This is a genomic window from Stenotrophomonas sp. YJH_SMC_79 (genome assembly GCF_059367995.1).
On sequence record NZ_JCAFRK010000001.1, the window covers coordinates 200,557 to 224,543 of the forward strand.

The 23,987-nt window shown below is 67.1% G+C and carries 19 protein-coding genes; 10 read left to right on the forward strand and 9 right to left on the reverse strand.

Translation table 11 applies throughout. From position 1 onward, the window contains the following. The first annotated feature begins 63 nt into the window (after window positions 1–63). Window positions 64–1,581: an MFS transporter gene (locus tag AC5P57_RS01035; RefSeq protein WP_262236036.1), complete on the forward strand. Its 1,518-nt coding sequence runs from the start codon at window positions 64–66 to the stop codon at window positions 1,579–1,581. Here AC5P57_RS01035 and AC5P57_RS01040 read toward each other — a convergent pair. The 3 genes from AC5P57_RS01040 to AC5P57_RS01050 all read right to left on the reverse strand — a co-directional run bounded on the left by AC5P57_RS01040 (window position 1,565) and on the right by AC5P57_RS01050 (window position 5,804). Then, complete coding sequence (locus AC5P57_RS01040) at window positions 1,565–3,658, reverse strand: TonB-dependent siderophore receptor (RefSeq protein ID WP_262236037.1); 2,094 nt, start codon at window positions 3,656–3,658, stop codon at window positions 1,565–1,567. The two genes, AC5P57_RS01035 and AC5P57_RS01040, sit on opposite strands and share 17 nt — an antisense overlap. Window positions 3,659–3,757: 99 nt before the next feature. After that, a complete protein-coding gene (locus AC5P57_RS01045) occupies window positions 3,758–5,134 on the reverse strand; it encodes a sensor histidine kinase (RefSeq protein WP_099553927.1) in 1,377 nt (458 codons plus the stop codon). Beyond that, complete coding sequence (locus AC5P57_RS01050; protein WP_099553929.1) at window positions 5,121–5,804, reverse strand: response regulator transcription factor; 684 nt, start codon at window positions 5,802–5,804, stop codon at window positions 5,121–5,123. The genes AC5P57_RS01045 and AC5P57_RS01050 overlap by 14 nt, the downstream gene beginning before the upstream one ends. Before the next feature lie 157 nt (window positions 5,805–5,961). Between AC5P57_RS01050 and AC5P57_RS01055 the strand changes: the two genes are divergently transcribed. Together AC5P57_RS01055 and AC5P57_RS01060 are read left to right on the forward strand one after the other, a co-directional pair. Beyond that, on the forward strand, window positions 5,962–7,149 hold the full coding sequence (locus tag AC5P57_RS01055; protein ID WP_262236038.1) for an efflux RND transporter periplasmic adaptor subunit: 1,188 nt from the start codon (window positions 5,962–5,964) through the stop codon (window positions 7,147–7,149). 3 nt (window positions 7,150–7,152) lie between these two features. Beyond that, a complete protein-coding gene (locus AC5P57_RS01060) occupies window positions 7,153–10,254 on the forward strand; it encodes an efflux RND transporter permease subunit (RefSeq protein WP_262236040.1) in 3,102 nt (1,033 codons plus the stop codon). Between the two features lie 268 nt (window positions 10,255–10,522). On the opposite strand, the gene AC5P57_RS01065 is transcribed toward AC5P57_RS01060, so the two are convergent. Further along, window positions 10,523–10,927: a GFA family protein gene (locus AC5P57_RS01065; protein WP_180851415.1), complete on the reverse strand. Its 405-nt coding sequence runs from the start codon at window positions 10,925–10,927 to the stop codon at window positions 10,523–10,525. Window positions 10,928–11,084: 157 nt separating this feature from the next. On the opposite strand from AC5P57_RS01065, the gene AC5P57_RS01070 reads away from it, so the two are divergent. After that, window positions 11,085–12,074: an Lnb N-terminal periplasmic domain-containing protein gene (locus tag AC5P57_RS01070; protein WP_447385411.1), complete on the forward strand. Its 990-nt coding sequence runs from the start codon at window positions 11,085–11,087 to the stop codon at window positions 12,072–12,074. Then, window positions 12,074–14,095, forward strand: a complete 2,022-nt coding sequence (locus tag AC5P57_RS01075; RefSeq protein WP_099553939.1) for an esterase/lipase family protein — start codon at window positions 12,074–12,076, stop codon at window positions 14,093–14,095. The genes AC5P57_RS01070 and AC5P57_RS01075 overlap by 1 nt, the downstream gene beginning before the upstream one ends. A 96-nt stretch (window positions 14,096–14,191) precedes the next feature. Here the strand turns inward: AC5P57_RS01075 and AC5P57_RS01080 are convergent, their stop codons facing one another. Beyond that, a complete protein-coding gene (locus AC5P57_RS01080; protein ID WP_262236045.1) occupies window positions 14,192–15,613 on the reverse strand; it encodes an MFS transporter in 1,422 nt (473 codons plus the stop codon). Between the two features lie 29 nt (window positions 15,614–15,642). Here AC5P57_RS01080 and soxR point away from each other — a divergent pair, with 29 nt between their 5' ends. Next, window positions 15,643–16,077 (forward strand): redox-sensitive transcriptional activator SoxR, encoded by a 435-nt coding sequence (soxR, locus tag AC5P57_RS01085; protein WP_099553943.1) that lies wholly within the window; start codon window positions 15,643–15,645, stop codon window positions 16,075–16,077. Window positions 16,078–16,143: 66 nt separating this feature from the next. On the opposite strand, the gene AC5P57_RS01090 is transcribed toward soxR, so the two are convergent. Next, a complete protein-coding gene (locus AC5P57_RS01090; RefSeq protein ID WP_099553946.1) occupies window positions 16,144–16,746 on the reverse strand; it encodes a short chain dehydrogenase in 603 nt (200 codons plus the stop codon). Window positions 16,747–16,844: 98 nt separating this feature from the next. Here AC5P57_RS01090 and AC5P57_RS01095 point away from each other — a divergent pair, with 98 nt between their 5' ends. Further along, entirely contained in the window at window positions 16,845–17,720 is an 876-nt protein-coding gene (locus tag AC5P57_RS01095; protein ID WP_099553948.1) for a LysR family transcriptional regulator, read from the forward strand. A 59-nt stretch (window positions 17,721–17,779) separates the two neighbouring features. Here AC5P57_RS01095 and proC read toward each other — a convergent pair whose 3' ends face one another. After that, window positions 17,780–18,601 (reverse strand): pyrroline-5-carboxylate reductase, encoded by an 822-nt coding sequence (gene proC, locus AC5P57_RS01100; protein ID WP_262236048.1) that lies wholly within the window; start codon window positions 18,599–18,601, stop codon window positions 17,780–17,782. 18 nt (window positions 18,602–18,619) lie between these two features. After that, complete coding sequence (locus tag AC5P57_RS01105; RefSeq protein ID WP_262236049.1) at window positions 18,620–19,297, reverse strand: YggS family pyridoxal phosphate-dependent enzyme; 678 nt, start codon at window positions 19,295–19,297, stop codon at window positions 18,620–18,622. A gap of 87 nt (window positions 19,298–19,384) precedes the next feature. Here AC5P57_RS01105 and AC5P57_RS01110 point away from each other — a divergent pair, with 87 nt between their 5' ends. From AC5P57_RS01110 to AC5P57_RS01120, 3 genes are all read left to right on the forward strand, one after another. Then, a complete protein-coding gene (locus AC5P57_RS01110) occupies window positions 19,385–20,422 on the forward strand; it encodes a type IV pilus twitching motility protein PilT (protein WP_004147099.1) in 1,038 nt (345 codons plus the stop codon). A 79-nt stretch (window positions 20,423–20,501) separates the two neighbouring features. Further along, window positions 20,502–21,665: a PilT/PilU family type 4a pilus ATPase gene (locus AC5P57_RS01115; RefSeq protein ID WP_049400675.1), complete on the forward strand. Its 1,164-nt coding sequence runs from the start codon at window positions 20,502–20,504 to the stop codon at window positions 21,663–21,665. Window positions 21,666–21,786: 121 nt separating this feature from the next. Continuing rightward, on the forward strand, window positions 21,787–22,770 hold the full coding sequence (locus AC5P57_RS01120) for an aldo/keto reductase (protein WP_142807415.1): 984 nt from the start codon (window positions 21,787–21,789) through the stop codon (window positions 22,768–22,770). A 42-nt stretch (window positions 22,771–22,812) separates the two neighbouring features. Here AC5P57_RS01120 and AC5P57_RS01125 read toward each other — a convergent pair whose 3' ends face one another. Then, window positions 22,813–23,709: a LysR family transcriptional regulator gene (locus tag AC5P57_RS01125; RefSeq protein ID WP_262236051.1), complete on the reverse strand. Its 897-nt coding sequence runs from the start codon at window positions 23,707–23,709 to the stop codon at window positions 22,813–22,815. Window positions 23,710–23,987 lie beyond the last annotated feature (278 nt).

The window sequence follows — 23,987 nt, forward strand, 5'->3', positions numbered from 1 at the left end:
GAGCTTGTTTTTCGGGAATAGCGGCCTGTCCATCATCAATGCTCCTGATGGATGGAGGCCCGCATGGCCCCGGTTTCGATACTCCCTGTACCTGTCCGCACGCAGCAGCACTGGACGCTGCTTGCGGTCTGCCTGGCCGCGCTGGCGCTGCCGTTGTCCTTTTCGGCCGGCGCCGTCGCGGTGCCGGTGCTGGCTCGTTCTGCGGGGGCCTCGCCCACCGCGCTGGCCTGGGTGACCAATGCCTTCATGCTGACCTTCGGCAGCCTGCTGCTTGCTGCCGGTGGCCTGGCCGATCGCTATGGTCGGCGGCGGTTGTTCCTGCTGGGCACGGTGGGTTTCACCGCCGCTACGACCGCTGTATGCATGGCCCCGACGCTGCTGTGGCTGGATCTGGCGCGCGGCCTGCAGGGCGTTGCGGCCGCCGCAGCGCTGGCCTCGGGCACGGCGGCGCTGGCGCAGGGCTGGCAGGGGCCGGCGCGTGGCCGCGTCTTCGCCCTGCTGGGCACGACGTTCGGTGCGGGGCTGGCGCTTGGACCGTTGCTGGCGGGCCTGCTGCTGCAGGCACTGGGATGGCGCAGTGTGTTCGCAGCTGGTGGTGTACTGACGTTGGCGGCCTTTGCACTGGGCGCGCGCGTGTTGACTGAGAGCCATGGAGAGCGCGGCCGGCTGGATATCGGCGGCATGCTGGGCTTCAGCCTGATGCTGGCGGCGTTGACGCTGGCCCTGCTGTGGCTGGGTGAATTCGGCCCGCATGCCGTGCGCGTGCAGTGGGCGCTGTTGGCGACGCTGCTGCTGGGCCTGGTGTTCGTCTGCATCGAACGACTGCACCGCTCACCCTTGCTGGACCTCTCGTTGTTCTCGCAACCGGCGTTCCTCGGTGTCCAGCTGCTGCCGGTGGCGACCTGCTTCGGCTACGTGGTGTTGCTGGTCGTACTACCTCTGCAACTGCTGGGCGTGCATGGCCAGAGCGCGACGCTGGTGGGGCTGCAGATGCTGGCGCTGTCCGCGCCGATGCTGGTGCTGCCGATGCTGGCCGCGCGCTGGGTCGAGCGCGTGGGAACTGCGCGGCTGTGCACGCTGGGACTGCTGGTCTGTGCCTCTGGCCTGTACCTGTTGTCGCGCCACGCGTCGCAGCCGTCGCCGTCGCAGTGGGTGCCGTTGCTGATGCTGGTCGGTGCAGGGACGGCCTTGCCATGGGGGCTGATGGATGGGCTGTCGGTGAGCGTGGTACCGGTGCAACGTGCGGGCATGGCTGCGGGCATCTTCGGAACCGTGCGGGTGGCCGGTGAAGGCATCGCATTGGCCGCAGTCACTGCCCTGCTTGCGCTGCTGATCGGCCACCAGCTGCAGGGAGCGTCGCCCGCGTCGCTGGCGCGTGCCGGTGCCTATCTGGCCACGGGGGCGCAGGCACAGGCGCAGGCACTGCTTCCGGCGATGAGCGGCGCACAGCTGCAGCACGCCAGTGCCGAGGCGCTGGCGGTGCTGCTGCGTCTGTTGGCACTGCTGACCGCCGCATGCGCGGTGCTGTTGCACCTGCTGCTGCGGCGGCCGGCAATGGCAATGCTCAGAACCGATAGCTGATGGTGCCGGTGACCACCCGCGGGTAGCCGGCGAAGCAGTCGCCAAACGTACGGCACGGGGCGTAGTAGCGCTTGTCGGTGAGGTTGGTGATGTTCAATGCCATCGTCCAGTCGGTCACCTGCACTTCCACCAATGCATCGGCCAGCGTGTAGCTGGGCGTGATGATGCGTCCGCCATTGCCCAGCGATACGGTGTTGCCGACGTGGCGCACGCCCAAGCCCAGGCGCAGGCGTGCGGCATCGTCCAGCTGGAAGCCCTTCGAGACCCAGGCCGAGGCCAGGTCCTGCGGGGTGTCATTGAGGCGCTGGCCCACTTCCAGCGCGAAGTTGCTGCGGCTGACTTCGGCCTCGTTGCGTGCCACGGCGGCGGTGACGGTGAGATCGTTGGCGAACTGGAACTGGCCTTCCAGTTCCACGCCCTTGGAGCGGATCTGCCCGGTCTGCACCACGTTCAATACGTTGTCCGGGTCGTTGGTCTGCCGGTTGGTTTCGGTGATGCGGTACGCCGCCATCGTCAGCAGCAGGTTGCGCGCCGGTTGCCACTTGATGCCGGCCTCGGCCTGACGGCCGCGCATCGGCTTGAAGGCCTGGCCGAACAGGTCCTGGCCGGCCACCGGCAGGAACGATTCGCTGTAGCTCAGGTAGGGCGACACGCCCGCGCCGAGGTCGCCGATCAGGCCGGCGCGGTAGGTGGTGGCGTTGTCGGTCTGGCTGGGTTGGCCTTCGGTCTTGGAGCGTGCATGGTCGCGGCGCGCGCCCAGCACCAGCGAGACGCGGTCGGCCCAGCGGATCTGGTCCTGCACATAGACACCCAGCTGGGTGGAGGTCTGGTCCGGCTGACGATCCCAGCCACGCACGATCGGCGCGACCGACACCGGGGCGTAGATATCGATGGGCGTGCCGGTGGCATCTAGCCGCTGCAGCTGTTCCTTGTACTGGCTGTAGTCCACGCCGGCCAACAGCAGGTGCTGGAAGGCACCGGTGGCGAAATCGAACTGCAGCGCATTGTCGGCGCTGAAGATCTGCACGTCGGGGCGGGTGCCGTAGGCGGTGCGGTTGACCACGCGGCGGTCGGCGTCGATGAAGGGATCTGCCGGATTGCTGTAGCTGTCCACGTACATCTGCTGCAGGGTGGTCCTGCCATCGATGTAGCGCACCGCCGAGCGCAGGCTGAGTACATCATTGAAGCTGTGGTCGAACAGCGCGGTCAGGCTGTAGACGCGCGAATCGATGCGATCAAAACCGGGGTGGCCGATGAAGGTGGAGGTGTCCAGGCGACGGCCTGGCGGCGCCAGAAGGGTCGCTGCCAGCGGCAGGAACTGCTGGCTGGAGCCGGTCCTGTCATGCTGGTAACTGGCCAGCAGGGTGAGCGTGCTGCGTTCGCCGCGCCAGCTGACCGAGGGCGCCAGATAGACGCGGTCGTCCTTCAGTACATCGGTCTGCATGTTCGATTCACGCAGCAGCCCGACGAAGCGTCCGGCAACCGTGCCGGCATCGTTCAAGGCGCCGCTGAAGTCCCCCTGTAGCTGCCTGCGGTCGAAACTGCCGAGCTGCACGCCGACCTCGCCAGCGAGGGCGCCGAAGGTCGGGCGCTTGCTCATTGCATTGATGATGCCGCCGGTGGCGCCGGCACCGTACAGCACCGAAGAAGGGCCGCGCAGCACTTCCACCCGCTCCAGGCCATAGATTTCCGGGCGGGCGAGGGGGCTGAACCCATAGCTGCGGCGCAGGCCATCCTGGTACTGCACCGGGTCCAGCCCGCGCACCGAGGTCGCGTCGTTGCGGGTATCCAGGCCCCAGGCATCGGCAGTGACGCCGGCGCTGTAGCGCAGCACTTCCTGCAGGTTGTGCGCGCCGCGATCGGTGAACAGCTGCTGGGTGACCACGCTGATCGCCTGCGGCGTTTCGGTCAGGGCGGTGTCGGTCTTGGTCGCGGTGCTGGCCCGCTCGGCCACCACGGTCACTTTGTCCAATGTGCGTGCCGCCGGGCCGTCCTGGGCCTGGGCGATGGCCGAGGCCAGCAGGGTGGGCAGGGCGAGCGTGTACAGCAGCGGGCGGCGCGGCGACAGGGCGGGCATCGTCAGGAATCCGGGAAGGGCGGTGACGGCGGATTATCCGGATGCCTGCCTGCAAATACAAATGATTCCCAAATGCGATTGAGTTGTCCGGGGTGGATGTCAGGGCAGGCCGTCCGAGGCGCCGCGGATGCTCAGCCAGGCGCCACCGCCCGGGGCGCTGCCTGCGCGCAGCCGGAAGCCGTGCAGGCCGGCGATGGCGGCCACGATCGACAGGCCCAGGCCGAATCCCGGCCCCTGGCCGGCGCTGCTGCTGCCTCGGAAGAAGCGCTGGTAGATCAGCGTGCGGTCCTGCGGCGGGATGCCGGGCCCGTTGTCGATCACATCGATCCTCGGCGCGCCGTGATCGTCGACTGCACGCAGCAGGATGCGCCCGTGCGCAGGGGTGAACTGCAGGGCGTTGGACAGCAGGTTTGCCACCGCTTCGAACAACAGTTCACGGTCGCCACGCAGCAGGCCAACCTGTGGGTCCACCTGCAGCTCCAGCAACTGCTGCTTCTCTTCGGCCAGAGGCAGGTAGAACTGGTGCAGTTCCTGCAGCAGCTCGGCAACGTCGACCTCGTCGAAGGCCGAACGTCGCTGGTGGCTCTCCAGTTCGGACACCCGCAGCAGCGCGGTGAAGCGCGCCATCAGCATGTCCGTTTCCGCCAATGCCTTGTCCAGCGGGTCGGCATGCGGATCCTGCTCGTCCAGGCCGACGCGCATGCGGTACAGGTGCGCCCGCAGTCGGGTGAGCGGGGTGCGCAGATCGTGGGCGATGCTGTCGCACACGCCTTTGACCTCGGTCATCAGCTGTTCGATGCGTTCCAGCATGGCATTGACGATGCTCGACAGCCGATCGATCTCGTCGCGACGGTTGGATACCGGCAGGCGTTGACCGAGGTCACCGGCCACGATGCGGTTGGTGGCGGCTTCGATCTGCTGGATCCGCTTCAGCGGGCGCCGGCGCAGCAGATGCCAGCCCACCAGGCCGGGAATGACGGTCAGCGATACCCCCCACAACAGCGCATCGAGGATGATGCTGTTGACCGCAGTGAGCTTGCCGTTCTGGCGGACGAACACCAGCGTCCGCCCATCCCGGGTCGCAATGCCCAGCGCGTTGCCACCACTGTCGTGCCGGCCGCCGGCCAGCGTCCATCCCTGCACCGGATGCGAGCGGCCATCCAGTGGCAGCCCCTCGGGAATGGCGATCAGCGTGCCGCCCATGGGTGAACCGCGGCGGTCGAACAACCCGTAGGTGTACACCTGGTGCAGGTCGAAGCGCTGGCTGTCGCGCAATGCATCGTCCAGTGCCTGGCCGTCGAATGCCATGAACAGATGGGCACGCTGCTGCAGCCCGGATTCGGTCAGGTCATTGAGATAGTCCGAGATGCGCCAGTACATCACGCCCAGCAGCAGGCTCGACCAGGCGACGAACAGGATGCAGTACAACCCGAGCAGGCGGCTGCTGGACGAGCGCCATTGGTCAGGGTTGCGCATCGAAGACATAACCGGTTCCACGTACGGTGGTGATGGGTTGCGGGCGGCCCGGCTGCTCGATGCGTTTGCGAACACGGCCGATGTGGACGTCGATGAGGTTGGTGCCGGGGTCGAAGTGATAGCCCCAGACTTCCTGGAACAACATGCTGCGGGTGACCACCTGGCCGGCATTGCGGACCAGGAATTCGAGCAGCTTGAACTCCGTCGGCAGCAGGCTGATCTCCTGCCCGCCACGCCGGGCCGAACGGGTCATCAGATCCAGTTCGAGGTCGCCGGCGCGCAGGACATTGTCTGCAGGGCCGGCCTGGCTCTGGCGACGGATCAATACCTCCACGCGGGCCGCCATCTCATCCGAGGCGAACGGCTTGGTCAGGTAATCGTCACCGCCTGCACGCAGGCCACGCACGCGCTCGTCCACGTCCGACAGCGCGCTGATCATCAGTACGGGCGTGACGATACCTTCGCGCCGCAGGGCAGTGACCAGCGCCAGGCCATCGATACCGGGCAGCATGCGGTCCAGGGTGATCACCGCGTAGTCGCCCGCACGCGCCAATGCGAGGCCGGCAGTGCCATCAACGGCAACGTCGACCTCGAAGCCATGGCTGCGCAGCTCGGTTGCGATTTCCTCCGCGGTGACAAGGTCGTCCTCGATGGTGAGTACGCGCGGCATGGGCCAGTGTGCAGGTTGGATGGCTGCCATCCTCGCAACCGCGCGCGGTGACTGCAAATGAAAAATGTTTCATGCGCGATTCGCCGGAATCCACGCACGGGTCTTCTATATTCGGCGCCGAGCGTCTCCCCCCCGGCGCGCGGAATCCCGGCCACCGATGAACCTCCTGCACACCCCGTTGCCACGCCACGCCCGGCCACTGAGGATGCGCCGGCCGGCGCTGTTTGCACTCGTTCTGCTCAGCCTGCTGTCGGCCTGCGGCAAGGAGACGCCCAAGCCGGCCGGCAGGCTTCATGAGGTGGAAGTGCTGACCCTGCAGGAGAAGCCGTTGGCGATGGAACAGGAGCTGCCGGGGCGGACCATCGCATCGCAGGAGTCGGATGTGCGCCCGCAGGTGGATGGCGTGCTGGTCAAGCGCCTGTTCGAAGAGGGCGAATCCGTGCATGCCGGGCAGCCCTTGTTCCAGATCGAGCCGGCCCTGTACCAGGCGGCAGTGAACCAGGCCCAGGCCAACCTGAAAACCGCCGAAGCGGCGGCGGTCACCGCACGCCTGCGCGCGCAGCGGATGCAGGCGCTGGGTGGCGAGCAGCTGGCCGCGCGCCAGGACGTGGATGACGCCATCGCCAGTGGGCAGCAGGCCGCAGCCGCGGTGCAGGCGGCACAGGCGAGCCTGGATACCGCGCGCACGCGGCTTGGTTTCGCCACGGTTACCGCGCCGATTGCCGGTCGCATCGGTCGTGCGCTGTTCACACCGGGTGCGCTGGTCACCTCGGGCCAGGCCAATCCGCTGGCGCGGATCCAGCAGGTCGACCCGATGAACGTGGACATCACCCAGTCCAGCAACGAGTACCTGGCTTTGCGCCGTGCGATCGCCGACGGAGGCGTGCAGGCCACCACCGCTGCAGTGCGGCTGCGCCTGTCCGATGGCAGTGAGTATCCGTTGCCCGGCACCCTGGAATTTGCCGATATCGACGTGCAGCAGGAAACCGGCAGCATCACCCTGCGGGCACGTTTCCCCAATCCCGCCGGGCAACTGCTGCCGGGCATGTACGTGCGCGCGCAGGTGGGGCAGGGCACGCAGCGGCAGGCGCTGCTGGTGCCGCAGTCTGCAGTGGACCGCAGCCCGAAGGGCGAGGCGCAGGTGTGGGTGGTGGATGAGGGCGGCAAGGCGAAGCTGCGCCTGTTCCGTACCGCGCGGGCGATTGGCGACCAGTGGCTGGTGCTGGATGGCATCGTGGCCGGCGAACGGGTGGTCGTGGCCGGCGCACAGGGGCTCTCCGATGGCATGGCGGTGCAGGTGAAGCCCGTGGCGGCAGTCGCGCCGGCAGCCGCCGGGAAGGGCTGAGCCATGTTGCCGCGCTTCTTCATCCATCGCCCGGTATTCGCCTGGGTGCTGGCGATCTGCATCATGGCCTTCGGCGCGATCGCCGTCAGCCAGCTGCCCATCGAACAGTACCCGGATATCGCACCGCCGCAGGTCAACATCACCGCCAATTACACCGGCGCCTCGGCGCAGACGGTGGAAGACAGCGTTACCCAGGTGATCGAACAGCAGATCAAGGGCATCGATCACCTGCTGTACTTCTCCTCCACCAGTTCGTCATCGGGGCAGGCGCGGATCACGGTCACGTTCGACCAGAGCGCCAATCCGGATATCGCCCAGGTCCAGGTGCAGAACAGCGTCAACCAGGCCATCAACCGACTGCCGCAGGAAGTGCAGCAGCAGGGCGTGACCGTGGCGAAGTCGCAGGGCGACTCGCTGATGGTGGTCTCGTTGTACGACACCAGCCGGCGCATGGAACGGGTGGACGTTTCCGATTTCCTGGTCAGCAACGTGCAGGATCCGATCAGCCGCATCCCGGGTGTCGGCGAGATCAATGTGTTCGGCTCGGCCTATGCGATGCGCGTGTGGCTGGACCCGCACAAGCTGCGCGCCTACGACCTGATGCCGGCCGACGTGCGCACGGCCATCCAGGCCCAGAACACCCAGGTCACCGCCGGTGAGCTGGGGGCGTTGCCATCCAGCGCAACGCAGAGCCTGAATGCCACCGTCACCGCACAGTCGCGCCTGCAGACGCCCGAACAGTTCCGCGCGATCATCCTGCGCACGCTTCCCAGCGGCGCCGCCGTACACCTGGGCGACGTGGCACGGGTGGAGATCGGTGCCGAGAACTATCAGACCAGCAGCTATCTCAATGGCTATCCGGCGGCGGGTTTCTCGGTCACGCTGGCTTCCGGGGCCAATGCGCTGGCCACCGCGGATGCGGTCCGTGAGGAGATCGAACGCCTGCGACCAACGTTCCCGCCCGGGCTGCAGGTCGCCTATCCCCGCGATAGCACGCCGTTCGTGCGGGTCTCGATCGAAGGTGTCATCCATACCCTCATCGAGGCCATCGTGCTGGTGGTCGTGGTGATGTTCCTGTTCCTGCAGAACCTGCGTGCCACGTTGATCCCCGCGATCACGGTGCCGGTGGTACTGCTGGGCACGTTCGGCGTGCTGGCGGTCGCCGGATTCACGATCAACACGCTGACCCTGTTTGCGATGGTGCTGGCGATCGGCCTGCTGGTCGACGATGCCATCGTGGTGGTGGAGAACGTCGAGCGCATCATCCACGACGAGCACCTGCCGCCACGCGAGGCCACCGAAAAATCGATGGGTGAGATCACCGGCGCGCTGATCGGCATCACCGTGGTGCTGGGCGCGGTGTTCCTGCCGATGGCCCTGTTCGGTGGTTCCACCGGCATCATCTACCGCCAGTTCTCGATCACCATTGCTTCGGCGATGGCGCTGTCGGCGCTGGTCGCACTGACGCTGACCCCGGCGCTGTGCGCGACCCTGCTCAAGCCCTCTTCGGCGCAGAAACCGCAGGGCCGCTTCTTCAGGGCGTTCAACCGCGGTGTCGAGCGCAGCCAGTTGGCCTATCAGGGAAAGCTCGGTGGCGTGGTCGCCCGGCCGCGGCGCTGGATGGCGTTCTACCTGCTGCTGGTGGTCGCCATGATTGCGCTGTACGCGCGCATGCCCACCGGCTTCCTGCCCGTGGAAGACCAGGGCCAGGTGACCTTCCAGTTCTCCACGCCGGAGGGCACCCCGATGGCGCGTACCGAAGCGCTGGGCGAGCAGATCAGCCGCTACTTCATGGAGCACGAGAAGCAGAACCTGGACGTGGTGTTCGTGGTGGTCGGCCGCAACAATGCCGGCACCGGCCAGAACGCCGGACAGGGCTTTCTCGCCTTGAAACCCTGGGATGAGCGTACCGGCGACAACACCGCTGCGGCGATCATCACGCGTGCCAATGCCTACTTCCGCAGCTTGCCGGATGCCAAGGTCAATGTACTGGCACCGCCGGCGGTGCGTGGACTGGGCCAGTCCAGCGGCTTCGAACTGTGGTTGCAGGACACCAGCGCCGCCGGGCGCGTGGCCCTGCAGGCGGCGCAGGAACAGGTGGTGCGTGCGGCCGGCGAAGACGATGGGCTCACCTCGGTGCGCCTGAATGGCCTGGGCGACAAGGCCGAACTGCGGCTGGACATCGACCATGCCCAGGCCAGCGCGCTGGGGCTGTCCCAGGCTGACATCAATTCCACCCTGTCCGCGGCCTGGGGCGGCAGCTACATCAACGATTTCCTCGATCGCGGCCGGGTCAAGCGTGTCTACATGCAGGGCGACCAGCCCTACCGCAGCGTGCCCGACGACATCGGCCAGTGGTATGTGCGCGGTGGCAACGGCCAGATGGCGTCGTTCGCCAGCTTCGCCAGCAGCCACTGGGCACGCGGGCCGCAGCTGCAGCAGCGCTTCAACGGTCTGCCGGCGATGCAGATCCAGGGCAGCGCCGCGGAAGGACGCAGTTCGGGTGAAGCGATGCAGCGCATGCAGGCGCTGGTTGCGGACCAGCCGGGATTCGACCTGCAGTGGAGTGGCCTGTCCTACCAGGAGCGGCTGGCCAGCAACCAGACGATCTGGCTCTACCTTGCCTCGATTGCTTTCATCTTCCTGTGCCTGGCTGCGCTCTATGAAAGCTGGACGGTGCCGGTGGCGGTGGTGCTGGTGATTCCCTTGGGCGTAATCGGTACCGTGCTGGCGACCACGGCGGCAGGCTTCGTCAACGACATCTACTTCCAGGTGGGTCTGCTGACCACCATCGGCCTGTCGGCGAAGAATGCGATCCTGATCGTGGAGTTCGCCGAGGCCCGTTATCGTGCGGGCAACTCCGCGGTGGAGGCTGCGCTGCAGGGCGCACGCCTGCGCCTGCGACCGATCGTGATGACGTCGCTGGCCTTCGTGGCCGGCGTGATTCCGTTGGCGCTGGCGACCGGTGCGGGTGCAGTCAGTCGCCGTGAAATCGGCATGAGCGTGATCGGCGGCATGGTGTCCGGCACGGTGCTGGCGGTGGTGCTGGTGCCGCTGTTCTTCGTGCTGGTGCGCCGCCTGGGCCGGTCACGGCTGCAGGACTGAGGGGGCGCGGCTGTCATCTGGCTGCCGCAGCACCATCACCCGTCCTTTGCCCAGGTGTCGCTAGCGTAGGCCGTCCCCGTCCCCCACGGAGATCTGCCATGTGGCTGCTCGATCATCTCTGGCCCGGCCGCAGACCTGTCCCTCCCCCGGTCGCCGTCGAACCGCAGGCGACGCCCCGTCGCCCCTGGCTGAAACGCCCGGTGCGGGCCGGGCGCAGCGGCATGGCCCCCTGGCAGAAGGTTGCCGCACCGCCGCGGCGCACACGCCACTAGGCGGTGCGGTCGGCGGGGTGGTTGACCCCGTCGTTGACCGGGATCATGCCCAGTGCGAACGGGTCGATGCCCTCCAGGCAGGCCACGTTGTAGCCGTACTGGTCCGGGTTGGAGCGACGCCGGTGGTGGGTGTAGATGCCGCACACGCCGCAGAAGTAGTGCTCGGCCACATGGGTGTTGAACTGGTACAGCTGCAGGTGGTCCTGCCCGCGCACCACCTGCAGGCCCGCGCGGGTGACGCTGGCGGCGATGGCGCCACGGCGGCGGCACATGGAGCAGTCACAGCGGCGCGGGTCGACGATGCCGTCGGGCAGGTCCAGCAGCAGTTCGACCGTACCGCAGTGGCAGGTGGCGCGGTGCCGGGGTTGGACCGGAACGCCGGCCACGGACGTGATACCCATCGTTGCTCCTGTGTGGTGGAAGGCGGCCACAAGGGCCGCTGCCGACCCTGCGCCGGCCAGCCTGAACGGACCGTAGATGCCACGCTGATCCGGCTTGTGGCTAACTATGCGGCTTCAAGACCGCGACAGGATGCCAGTGAACGCCGCAGGACGTTGGATGACAGGAAGTGCCACAGCGCTGGCGGCGCTGTGGGTGACCGGGCTGCTGGCGTACCAGTTGCCGGGGCCGGGCTGGCTGGCCATCGGCGTGGCCGTGCTGTGGCTGCTGGTTGCCCTGTGGGCGTCGTGGAGGATCGCGCGTGGCCGCGGTTCACGCAGGTCGGGCCTGATGTTCGGCGCGTCGCTGGCGCTGGCCGTGCTTTGGTGGTTGCTGCTGACCCCGCGCCAGGACCGCCTGTGGGCCGACGACGTCGCGCAGCGTCTGCACGTGGTGTCCTTCGATGGCCGCCACGTGGTGTTCAACAACGTGCGTGATTTCACCTGGCGCACCGAGACCGACTATGACGCGCACTGGGTGCGTCGCGAGTACGACCTGGACCAGCTGCGCTCGGCCGACCTGGTGCTGTCGTACTGGATGGGCCCGGCCATCGCCCACACGCTGATCTCGTTCGGCTTCGAGGATGGCCGCCACGTGGTGTTCTCGCTGGAGATCCGCAAGGAACGCGGTGAATCGTTCTCGGCACTGGGCGGTTTCTTCCGCAAGTTCGAGATGACCCTGGTGGCGTCGGAGGAGACCGACATCATCCGCACACGCACCAATGCGCGTGGCGAGGATGTCTACCTGTACCGGCTGCATGGCATGGACCGCGCGCAGCTGAAGGAACTGTTCGCTGCGTACATTGCGCAGGCCCGTGAACTGGATGCGAAGCCCGGCTTCTACAACACGTTGACCAGCAACTGCACCACGATCGTCTTCGACCTGGCCCGCCACATCGCACCGCGCCTGCCGCTGGATTACCGCCTGCTGTTGTCCGGTTACCTGGCCGAGTACGCGCAGGAGGTCGGCGCGCTCACCCCGGGCGTGCCGTACGCCGAGCTGCACGACAAGGGCCGCATCACCCAGCGTGCGCTGGACCTGGGCGATGGCGCCAATTTCTCCACCGCAATCCGCCAGGGCGTGCCCGGCACCGAGCAGGACCCGCAGTAATGACACGATTCTTCCCATCCCGCTGGCAGCGCCTGCTGCCGGTGTTGTTCGCCGTCTTCCTGCTGCTGGGCAGCAGTGGCTGCGCGATGGTCACCGTCAAGCAGGTCAAATCCAGTGATTCGCTGGTCAACAAGCGTGCCGACGTGCTCAACACCGGCAAGCTCAGCCCGGCCGCGCGCGAGACGCTCAGCGCGGCAGGCCTGGACGAGTCGCAGTGCGAGAAGGACTTCCTGGTCTGCCGCAGCACGCTGCTGATGACCGACGATCTCAATGTCGAGCAGAGGTTGTCGGCGCTGTCCGAACTGTGGGTGAAGGCAGCGCTGGCGCTGACCCCGAAGAAGACCGCTGCCGGCGATCCGCCGATGAGCGATGCGGCGCTGGATGCCTGGCTGGAAGCGGCGCGCTATGCCTACGCCTACCTGTTCTACAGCGGCCGGTCTCCGTCTGATCGTGCTTTCGAGGACCGGCAGACGCAGGTGCGTGACTACTACAACTACGCGGCCGAGAAGGCGGCGGTGGTGCTGTTCGTGCGCGCACGCGCCGCTGCGCTGGCCGGCGAGGACTATACGAAGCCGCTCACGGTCGGCAGCTGGTCGCTGGCCTCCAACTACCAGCAGCTGAACCTGAAGAGCATTCCCGCGCAGCTGGTGCCGGCTGGCACGGTCAGCTTCGTCGGCCTGCGCAGTACCTATCGCCGCGATGGGTTCGGTGCCGAGCTGGTGATGGTGATGGACCCGCCGAAGCTGGTCGCGCCGGTGATCGCACCCGATGGCCCCAAGGCCGAGACGCCGCAGGAGGATGAGGACGACGCGCGCCGTGGCCGCCGCCATCGCCATGACGACTCGGTGCCTGAGTTCAGCGAGATGTCCTCGATCAACGTCACTGCGCTGCTGCGCTTCGAGGGCAGCAGCCTGGACGATGTGATGCGCACGCGCCGGGTCGAACTGGATGCCTATTCGCCGGAAGCCACCGAGCGCATCACCCTGCACGGCGAACAGGTGCCGCTGGCCGGCAACTTCACGGCTGCCTACGGCTTGTGGCTGGCGCAGAGCGGTTTCGCCCGGCAATCACTGCGCACCCTGTTCGGCATGAGCGAGGGCATCGGCGAACCGCACATCTACCTGATGCAGCCGTGGGACCCGAACCGCCGCATCATCTTCATGCTGCACGGCCTGGCCAGCAGCCCGGAAGCCTGGGTGAACCTAGCCAACGAGATCATGGGCGACCCCGAGCTGCGCCAGCAGTTCCAGGTCTGGCAGGTCTATTACCCGACCAATGCGCCGATCGCGCTGAACCGCTACGAGATCGCCAATGCGTTCAACGATACGCTCAAGCACTTCGATCCCAATGGCAGTACGCGTGCATCGAAGGACATGGTCTACATCGGGCACAGCATGGGCGGCGTGCTGGCGCGCCTGCTGGTCAGCGACTCTGGCGACGTGCTGTGGAATGACCTGCTGGCCAACTACGACCTGAAGGGCGAGCGCCTGAAGCGGGTGCAGAACAAGCTGGGGCCGCTGCTGCATTTCAAGGCGCAACCGAACGTGGAGCGCGCGATCTTCATCGCCGCGCCACACCAGGGCACCGACATCGCCGGCAACAAGGTCGGTCGCCTGATCGGTCGCCTGGTGCGCCTGCCGCTGACCATCCTCGGCAAGTTCGAGGACGTGTTCCTGGCGCTGGCGCAGGCCGAACAGCAGGTCGATGGTACGGCCAAGCCCAAGATCCCCAACAGCATCGACAATCTCAAGGCCAGCGATCCATTCGTGAAGGCGTCCGCGCAGCTGCCGATCGAAGCGGGCCTGAAGTACCACTCGATCATCGCCCAGCGCAAGCCGGAGCTGCCGGTGGAAAAGTCCGATGATGGGCTGGTGCCGTACTGGAGCGCGCACCTGCCGGCCGCACTGTCGGAGAAGGTGATCATTTCCGGCCACAGCGTGCAGGAGACCCCACAGGCGGTGCTGGAGGTGCGGCGCATCCTTCACCGGGATATCGATGACATGGGGACTGGCACCCGGTAATGCCGGTAATGCCGGCCGCTGGCAGGCACCATCACGGGATTTCCGCGTGCGCGGAGGTTGCCGGCCAGCGGCCGGCACTACCGGAGTCCGGCGGCGCTACACCCGCCGTGCGATCACCGTGGCCAGCAGCGCCAGGCCGAAGGTGATCGCCAGGCACAGCACGTAGCCGGTGTGGGGTGCGCTTTGCACGAACAGCGCGAACAGTGCACCGGAAACCGCCAGCGCGGTGGTCACCGACAGCGCTTCGCTCAGCTGCAGTGCCGAGGTGTTGGCACCCTGCTCGTGCGGTGCGGACAACGACAGCGTCAGCACCGACAGGCTGGCGTAGATCATGCCCATGCCGAAGCCGGTCATGGCCCAGCCGACCAGGGCCACCGGCAGCGGCACTGCGTTGAACAGCACGGCCAGTGTGGCGGCAATACCGATCGTCATCAGCGGCGTGCCCATGCGCAGCAGCTGCTGGCGCGACCAGCCACGCTGCTGGTGGCCCTGCAGCCATGAACCGGCGAACCAGCCCAGTGCGCCAAGACTGAGCACGGCACCGGCCCAGCTGGGTGAGAGCCCGCGTTCGCGCTGCAACAGCAGGGGCAGATAGGCCTCGCAGGCGAAGAATGCGGCTGCCGCGACGCCGCGCAGCGCGATCACGCTGGGCAGTCCGCGGCGCAGGATCAATGTGCCGGCCGGCAGCAGGCGATGCACGCAGAACATCAGGGCCAGCATGGCCACGCCGATGCAGAGCAGTGCAGGCAGGCCCTGCTGCTGGCCGCCGAAGTAGAGCAGCAGCGCCGCCAACGAGGCACCACTGGCCCAGCGCACCACGTTGCCTCGCCCATCGTCGGCGAGGCCGCCATCGGTGGGTTGCATGCGCGTGAGTGCCGGGCGCAGCAGCAGCGCGGCCGGAATGGCCAGCAGCGGCACGGCCAGGAACACCCAGCGCCAGCCGAGATGCTGCACGATCAGCCCGCTCAGCGCGGGGCCGATCATTGACGGCACCACCCAGCCTGCGGAGAACGCGGCGAATACCTTCGGCCGCAGGTGCTCCGGGTAGCTGCGCCCGACCATCACATAGAGCGAGACCGAGATCGCACCCGCACCCAGGCCCTGCAGCAGGCGCCCCGCCACCAGCATGCCCATGCGCATGGCAAAGCCAGCCAGCAGCAGGCCCAGCACGAAGCAGGCCAACCCGTACCAGAGTGGCCGTGCCGGCCCATGCTGGTCGGCCCAGCGCCCGGCCAGGGTCATGCCGATCACGCTGGTGGCCAAGGTACCGCCGAAGGCCAGTGCGTACAGGCGCAGGCCGTCCAGTGCCACGGCCACGGTCGGCATGGCGGCCGCCACCGCGAGGGCCTCGAAGGCATGCAGCGCGACCAGCGCGACCATGCCGATGGTGGTGGCGCGGTAGCGCGCGGACAGGATCGAAGTGTCAGCCGATGAACTGGCGTTGGCGGGGGAGAGCGTGGGGGTCATACGGGTCAGATGCGGGCCGCGCTTGTCAACAGGCGGCGAAGATAGCAGCATGACACCTCAACTGTAGTTGAGGTCAAGCAATGGTGTCCCAGGAACTGAGCGTTGGCGAAGTCTCCCAGCGCAGTGGCGTGGCGGTTTCGGCGCTGCACTTCTACGAGCGCAAGGGGCTGATCAGCAGCCTGCGCACTTCGGGCAACCAGCGCCGCTACAGCCGCGACGTGCTGCGCCGGCTGGCGGTGATCCGCGTAGCGCAGCGCGTGGGCATGCCGTTGGAAGCGGTCGGCCGGGCCTTCGAGAGCCTGCCCGACGGCCGCGCACCGACCAAGGCGGATTGGGCCAAGTTGTCCGCGCGCTGGCGCGCCGAGCTGGAGGAGCGCATCCACATGCTGCAGCTGCTGCGCGATGAGCTGACCGGCTGTATCGGCTGCGGCTGCCTGTCGCTGCAGCGCTGCCGCCTGGCCAACCCCGGTGACGTCCTCGGCGAACGCGGTGACGGCCCGATGCGCTGGGAATGAAAAAGGGGACGGAGGGGATTAAGTCGCAAGTGCACAAACGACTTAATCCCCTCCGTCCCCTTTTTCTTACCAGACCGTGATCGTCTCGCCGCTCTGGATGCCTTCCACCGCGCGCTGGTAACCCAGTGCCGCGCGCTGTGCGGTCACCGCTTCGAAGCCCGGGAAGTAGGGGCCGTAGTCGGCCATCGACTCGACCAGCACGTTGGGGCTGATCACGTTGATGCGCAGGCCACGTGGCAGCAGCTCCAGCGCAGCGGCACGCACGAAGCCTTCCAGTGCGGCATTCACTGCGGTGGCGTTGACGCCGTCGCGGATCGGATGCGCGCTGATGATCCCGCTGGTCAGGGTGATCGAACCGCCTGCATTGAGGTGGTGCTGGGCGGCCAGCGCCAACCGCACCTGCCCAAGCAGCTTGTCCTGCAGGCCGAGGTTGAACTGTGCCGGCGTCATCGCCTGCAGCGGGCCGAAGTGCACCGCGCCGGTGGTGGAGATCACCGCATCGACCGGTCCGCTGCGTGCGAACAGGTCGGCAACGCTGGCATCGTCGGTCAGGTCAACGCGCAGTTCGCCACTGTGGCGACCGGCGGCAAGGATCTGGTGATGCTGGCCGAGCTGGCGGGCGACTGCCTGGCCGAGGGTGCCGCTGGCACCGACGAGGAGAATCTTCATGGCCGTTCCTTGAGGAGGGGGATGGGCGCAGTCTGCACCCTCACAAAGGGGTTAGGTAAGGAGCGTATGCTTCGCTGATTCCTAACTCTGGATTAGTAATGGATACGTTGCGCTGCATGCAGGCCTTCGTCGCCGTGGCCGAGCGCGGGAGCTTTGCAGGGGCTGCCGAACAGCTGCAGGTGTCGGCGGTGATGGTCGGCAAGTACATCCAGCAGCTGGAGGCGCATCTGGGCACGGCCTTGCTGCAGCGGAACACCCGCCGCCAACGCCTGACCGAAGCCGGCGGGGCCTACCTGGCCGGTTGCCGGCAGGTGCTGGAGCAGGTGCAGCAGGCCGAGGCGGATGTGGCCGGCCTGCAGGTGCAGCCACGCGGCCTGCTGCGGGTCAGCGCGCCGACCACCTGGGGCAGCTGTGTGCTGGCTCCGCAGCTGGCCACGCTGTTGCGCGCGCAGCCGCAGTTGAACATCGAGCTGGACCTGAGCAACCGCCGCGTGGACCTGATCGAGGATGGTTTCGACGTGGCGATCCGGGTGGGGCCGCTGCCGTCGCAGGAAGTGGTGGCGCGACCGCTGCCGCCGTACGCGATGAGCCTGTGCGCGGCGCCCGCGTACCTGCGCCGGCGCGGCACGCCGCGCACACCCGATGATCTGGAAGGGCACGACTGCCTGAGCCACCTGGCCTGGCGTGGTGGCCACGGCTGGCAGCTGGCCAATGGCGAACAGGTGGATTGGGACGCACGCCTGACCTGCAACGATGGCTTCGCGTTGCGTGAAGCTGCCGTGGCCGGTGCCGGCCTGGTGTTGCAACCGACGGCGTTGCTGGCTGCCGAAATTGCCGCCGGGCGCCTGAAGCCGCTGCTGCGCGGCTACCTGCCCGAACCGCGGCCGATGCACCTGATCTACCTGCCCGACCGCAGGCCGCGCCCGCGGTTGCAGTGCTTCGTTGATTTCGTCATGACCACATTGGGGCGGTGATCATCGGGTAGATGGGGTCAGATCCCTTTGCCTCGGCAAAGGGATCTGACCCCAGGGGATCAATCATTCGCCGCAGACAGTTCCTGCCCACGCACCTGCGCGGCGCGCAGTGCCGTATCCACCAGGGCCTCGAAGCCACCGGCCTGGAAGCTCTCGATCGCGGCCTGGGTGGTGCCGTTGGGCGAGGTCACGCGGCGGCGCAGTTCCGCCGGGCTCTCACCAGCCTCATCCAGCATGCGCGAGGCGCCCAGCAGGGTCTGCACCACCAACGTGCGCGCGGCGTCGGCCGGCAGGCCCTGGGCAATACCCGCCGCTTCCATCGCTTCGGCCAGCAGGAACACATAGGCCGGTCCGCTGCCGGAAACGGCAGTCACCGAATCCATCAGCGACTCGCTGTCGATCCACACCGTGCGCCCGGCACTGGCCAGCACCTGTTCGGCCTGCGCGTGCTGCTGCGCATCCACCGAGGGCGTGGCGTACAGGCCGGTCACACCGGCGCCGAGCAGGGCCGGGGTGTTCGGCATCGCACGCACTACCGGCAGGTTGCCGCCCAGCCAGCGTTCCAGCTGGGCGCTGGTGATGCCGGCGGCAATCGACACCACCAGCGGCTGGTTTGCCTGGGCCAGTGCCTGCAGCGACTGGCAGACATCGCGCAGCACCTGCGGCTTCACCGCCAGCAGCCAGGTGCGGCCCTGCGCGGCGGCATCGGCGGCGTTGTCGTGCACCTGCACACCGAAGTCGGCGGCCAGCGCCTGGCGCAGTTCGGCCACCGGCTCGGCCACGTGGATGTGCGCGGCCGGCACGCCCTGGCGGATCAGGCCGGCGATCAGGCTGCGGGCCATGTTGCCGCCGCCGATGAAGGTGATGGAATCAGCTGCCATGGAAGTCTCCTTGGAAAATCAAGCCGGGCGCGGGCGGGCGCCGAACAGGGCGGTGCCGATGCGCACCAGGGTGGCACCCTCGGCGATGGCTTCGGCGTAGTCGCTGCTCATGCCCATCGACAGCGTGTCGACCTGCGCGTGCTGGGCAGCCAGCGACTGGAAAAGTGTGCGCATGCGCACGAATGCATCCCGACGGCGCTCGGCCTCGGGCCATGGCGCGGGAATCGCCATCAGTCCGCGCAGGCGCAGGGTGGGTTCGGCGGCAATCTCGGCGGCCAGTGCATCCACTTCTTCCGGTGCACAGCCATGCTTGCTGGATTCGTCGTCGATGTTGACCTGGATCAGCACGTTCAGCGGGCCGCGCGCGGCCGGGCGATGGCGTGCCAGCGCGGTCACCAGCTTGGGGCGGTCCACGCTCTGCACCCAGTCGAAATGGCTGGCCACGGCATCGGCCTTGTTCGACTGCAGGTGGCCGATCAGGTGCCATTCCAGCGCCAGGTGCTGCAGCGCCTGCATCTTGGCGAGCGCTTCCTGCACGTAGTTCTCGCCGAAGGCGTGCTGGCCCTGTGCGGCCAGCGCGGCCACAGCCTCGGCAGGCTGGGTCTTGGACACCGCCAGCAGGCGTGGATCGGGCCTGCCCGCGGCCTCGGCGGCGGCATGCAGGTTGCTCAGGATCTGGGGCAGGGGAGTGGCCACGTAACGCGTTCCGTTGAATCAGGAGGCTATACTGCCGCCCGGGGAAAGATCCTTCCAGTCGAAGCCGTTATTGGGGAGTAGCCGCTCATGGATATCGCCGAACTGTTGGCGTTTTCCGTAAAGAACAAAGCGTCCGACCTGCACCTGTCCGCAGGCCTGCCGCCGATGATCCGCGTGGACGGCGACGTTCGCCGGATCAACATCCCAGCCCTGGACCACAAGCAGGTCCATGCGCTGGTGTACGACATCATGTCCGACAAGCAGCGCCGCGATTACGAGGAATTCCTCGAAGTGGACTTCTCCTTCGAGATTCCATCGCTGGCGCGCTTCCGAGTGAACGCGTTCAACCAGAACCGCGGTGCCGGTGCGGTGTTCCGTACCATTCCGTCCGAGGTGCTCACCCTCGAGGACCTGGCCTGCCCGCCGCTGTTCCGCGAGGTGATCCAGCAGCCGCAGGGCCTGATCCTGGTGACCGGCCCGACCGGCTCGGGCAAGTCGACCACGCTGGCGGCGATGATCGACTACATCAACAAGAACGAGTACGGCCACATCCTCACCGTCGAGGATCCGATCGAATTCGTGCACACCTCGCAGAAGTGCCTGATCAACCAGCGCGAAGTGCACCGTGACACGCATGGCTTCAATGAAGCGCTGCGCTCGGCACTGCGTGAGGACCCGGACATCATCCTGGTCGGCGAACTTCGCGATCTGGAAACCATCCGCCTGGCGCTGACCGCCGCGGAGACCGGCCATCTGGTGTTCGGCACCCTGCACACCAGTTCGGCGGCCAAGACCATCGACCGCATCATCGACGTATTCCCGGCCGGCGAAAAGCCGATGGTGCGCTCGATGCTGTCCGAATCGCTGCGTGCGGTGATCTCGCAGGCGCTGCTGAAGAAGGTTGGCGGCGGTCGTACCGCAGCGTGGGAAATCATGGTCGGCACCCCTGCCATCCGCAACCTGATCCGCGAGGACAAGGTGGCGCAGATGTACTCGGCCATCCAGACCGGCCAACAGTACGGCATGATGACCCTGGACCAGCACCTGCAGGACCTGGTCAAGCGCAGCCTGATCACCCGCAACCAGGCCCGCGAGTACGCCAAGGACAAGCGCCTGTTCGAGTAAGGCGGGGCCGCAACGGGGCGGCGTGTGCCAGTGCGCCGCCGTTCCCGCGCCGTTTCCTCCACCGACCGTTTCCTGGTACATGCCCCATTGGGAGCCCGCCGTGAACACCACCGCGACCACCATCGATTTCACTTCGTTCCTCAAGCTGATGGCGCACCAGCGCGCCTCGGACCTGTTCATCACCGCGGGCATGCCGCCGGCGATGAAGGTCAACGGCAAGATCTCGCCGATCACGCAGACCCCGCTGACGCCGCAGCAAAGCCGCGACCTGGTCCTCAACGTGATGACCCCGGCGCAGCGCGAGGAGTTCGAGAAGACCCATGAATGCAACTTCGCCATCGGCCTGTCCGGTGTCGGCCGCTTCCGTGTCAGCTGCTTCTACCAGCGCAACCAGGTCGGCATGGTGCTGCGTCGCATCGAGACGCGCATTCCGACCGTGGAAGAACTGAGCCTGCCGCCGATCATCAAGACGCTGGCGATGACCAAGCGCGGCATCATCCTGTTCGTCGGTGCCACCGGTACCGGTAAATCGACCTCGCTGGCGGCGATGATCGGCTACCGCAACCAGAATTCGACCGGCCACATCATCACCATCGAAGACCCGATCGAGTTCGTGCACAAGCACGAAGGCTGCATCATCACCCAGCGTGAAGTCGGCATCGATACCGACAGCTGGGAAGCCGCGTTGAAGAACACCCTGCGCCAGGCGCCGGACGTGATCATGATCGGCGAGGTGCGTACCCGCGAAGGCATGGACCACGCCATCGCCTTCGCCGAGACCGGCCACCTGGTGCTGTGCACCCTGCATGCCAACAACGCCAACCAGGCGATGGACCGCATCGTCAACTTCTTCCCGGAAGACCGCCGCAACCAGCTGCTGATGGACCTGTCGCTGAACCTCAAGGGCGTGGTCGCGCAGCAGCTGGTGCCGTCTCCCGATGGCCGTTCGCGCAAGGTTGCCATGGAGATCCTGCTCGGCACGCCGCTGGTTCAGGACTACATCCGCGACGGCGAGATCCACAAGCTGAAGGAAGTGATGAAGGACTCGGTCCAGCTGGGCATGAAGACCTTCGACCAGAGCCTGTTCGAGCTGTACCAGGCCGGCGAGATCAGCTACGAGGACGCGCTGCGCTACGCCGATTCGCAGAACGAGGTACGCCTGCGCATCAAGCTCAGCCAGGGCGGCGACGCCCGCACCCTGTCGCAGGGGCTGGATGGCGTGGAGATCTCGGAGATCCGGTGACCCGGCCGGCAACGGTCGTGACTGGATTGATGAATTCCAGTCATGACCGACTGCCATCCCGTCGGTTCAATCCATCGCCCAAGCGGGCGTATCGTCAGCGCTCCCCCTCTGGAGCACGACGATGCAGACACGTGAACTCGGCCGCAGTGGCCTGAAGGTTTCCGCCCTGGGCCTGGGCTGCATGGGCCTGAGCCATGGCTATGGCCAGCCGGTCGAGCGCAGCCAGGGCATCGCCCTGCTGCAGGCCGCCGTTGAACGCGGCGTGACCTTCTTCGACACCGCCGAGGTGTACGGCCCGTACACCAATGAAGATCTGCTTGGCGAGGCGTTGGCGCCGTACCGCGACACGCTGGTGATCGCCACCAAGTTCGGTTTCAAGGATGCGCGTGTCGACACCGGTTTGGACAGCCGCCCGGAGAACATCCGTGCGGTGGCCGAAGCCAGTCTCAAGCGCCTGCGTACCGACCACATCGACCTGTTCTACCAGCACCGTGTCGATCCGAACGTGCCGATCGAGGACGTGGCCGGCACCGTGCGCGATCTGATCGCCGAGGGCAAGGTCGGCCACTTCGGCCTGTCCGAGGCCAGTGCCGCCACCGTGCGCCGCGCGCACGCGGTGCAGCCGGTGGCTGCCGTGCAGAGCGAGTACTCGCTGTGGTGGCGCGAGCCGGAACGCGAACTGCTGCCGACGCTGCAGGAACTGGGCATCGGCTTCGTGCCGTTCAGCCCGCTCGGCCGCGGTTTCCTGACCGGTGCGATCAACGCCGACACCACCTTCGACGCCAACGACTTCCGCAACACCGTGCCGCGTTTCGAAGTGGAAGCGCGTCGTGCCAACCAGGCGCTGGTGGATCGCATCAGCACGATCGCCGCGGCGCGGGGTGCGACCCCGGCGCAGGTGGCATTGGCCTGGCTGCTGGCGCAGGCGCCGTGGATCGTGCCGATCCCGGGCACCACCAAGGTCCACCGCCTGGAAGAAAACCTGGGCGCGATCGACCTGCAGCTGGCGCCGGAGGAACTGCAGCGCATCGCGCAGGCGCTGGACGAAGTATCGATTGTTGGTGAGCGCTACAACGCCCAGCGTGCGGCCCAGGCCAAGGGCTGACCATCAGGCGGGTGCGGACCGTTGGTCCGCACTCCTTGACCCTCACCCCATCGGCCCGCGCAGCGCATCAAGCACCGTGCGCATCGCCACGGTGACGTGGCGGCGCGACGGGTAGTACGCGTAGTAGCCATCGAAGTGCGGGCACCAGTCGTCCAGCACCGACTGCAGGCGGCCGTCGTCCAGCATCGGCTGCACCTGGTCTTCCGGCAGCCAGGCCAGTCCGCTGCCGGCCAGCGCAGCGGCGCGGGTCATGCCCATGGTGTTGAAGGTCCACTGGCCGGACACGCGCACACTGAGTTCGTTGCCGTCCTGGCCGAAATCCCACGGCATCAGCCCGCCATGCGTGGGCAGGCGCAGGGTCACGCAGTTGTGTTCGGCCAGTTCGTCCGGATGCCGTGGCACCACATGCTGGCGGAAGTAGCTGGGTGCGCCGACCACGCGCATGCGCAGCGGCGGGCTGATCGGCACCGCGATCATGTCACGGGCCAGCCGCTCGCCGAGGCGGATGCCGATGTCGTAGCGTTCGGCCACGATGTCGGCCAGCCCGTAGTCGGCCGCCAGTTCCACCTTCAAATCCGGATACTGCTGCAGCAGCGGCGCCAGCCGTGGCCACGCGATGTACTCGGCGGCGTGGCCGGTGGCATTGATGCGGATGGTGCCGGCCGGGCGTTCACGGTATTCGGCCAGCGCGGCCAGCCCCTCCTCGATCTCGGCCAGGCGCGGGCCCAGGGTATCGAGCAGGCGGGCACCGGCTTCGGTGGTGGATACGCTGCGGGTGGTGCGGGTCAGCAGGCGCACGCCCAGGCGCTGTTCCAGGCCGCGCATGGCATGGCTGAGCGCGGACTGGGAGACGCCCAGCTGGGCGGCGGCCTTGGTGAAGCTGCCCTCGCGGGCAACGTGGACGAAGGCCTGCAGGTCGTTGAGGTTTTCGCGGGGCATGACGGGATGATACGGCCGGGCTGCGCCCGGCACCTGCTTCAAGCCAAGGCAACGTCAACGTCAAATGCGTGCATCCCGTGGGATGGCGGGGTGGGGCCGGTTGAGGGGAACGCCGTAAATACGTCCATGTAGGCTCGGTCGCCGCATCCATGCGGCTCACGCCCCCTCAACCGGACCCACCCCGCCTTCGACAGTTTCCCGCGAGCTGTTGGAACGGCATTCTGCTTTGGTGGGTGTCGACCGTTGGTCGGCACTGGGTCGGACGTGTGGGTATGTCG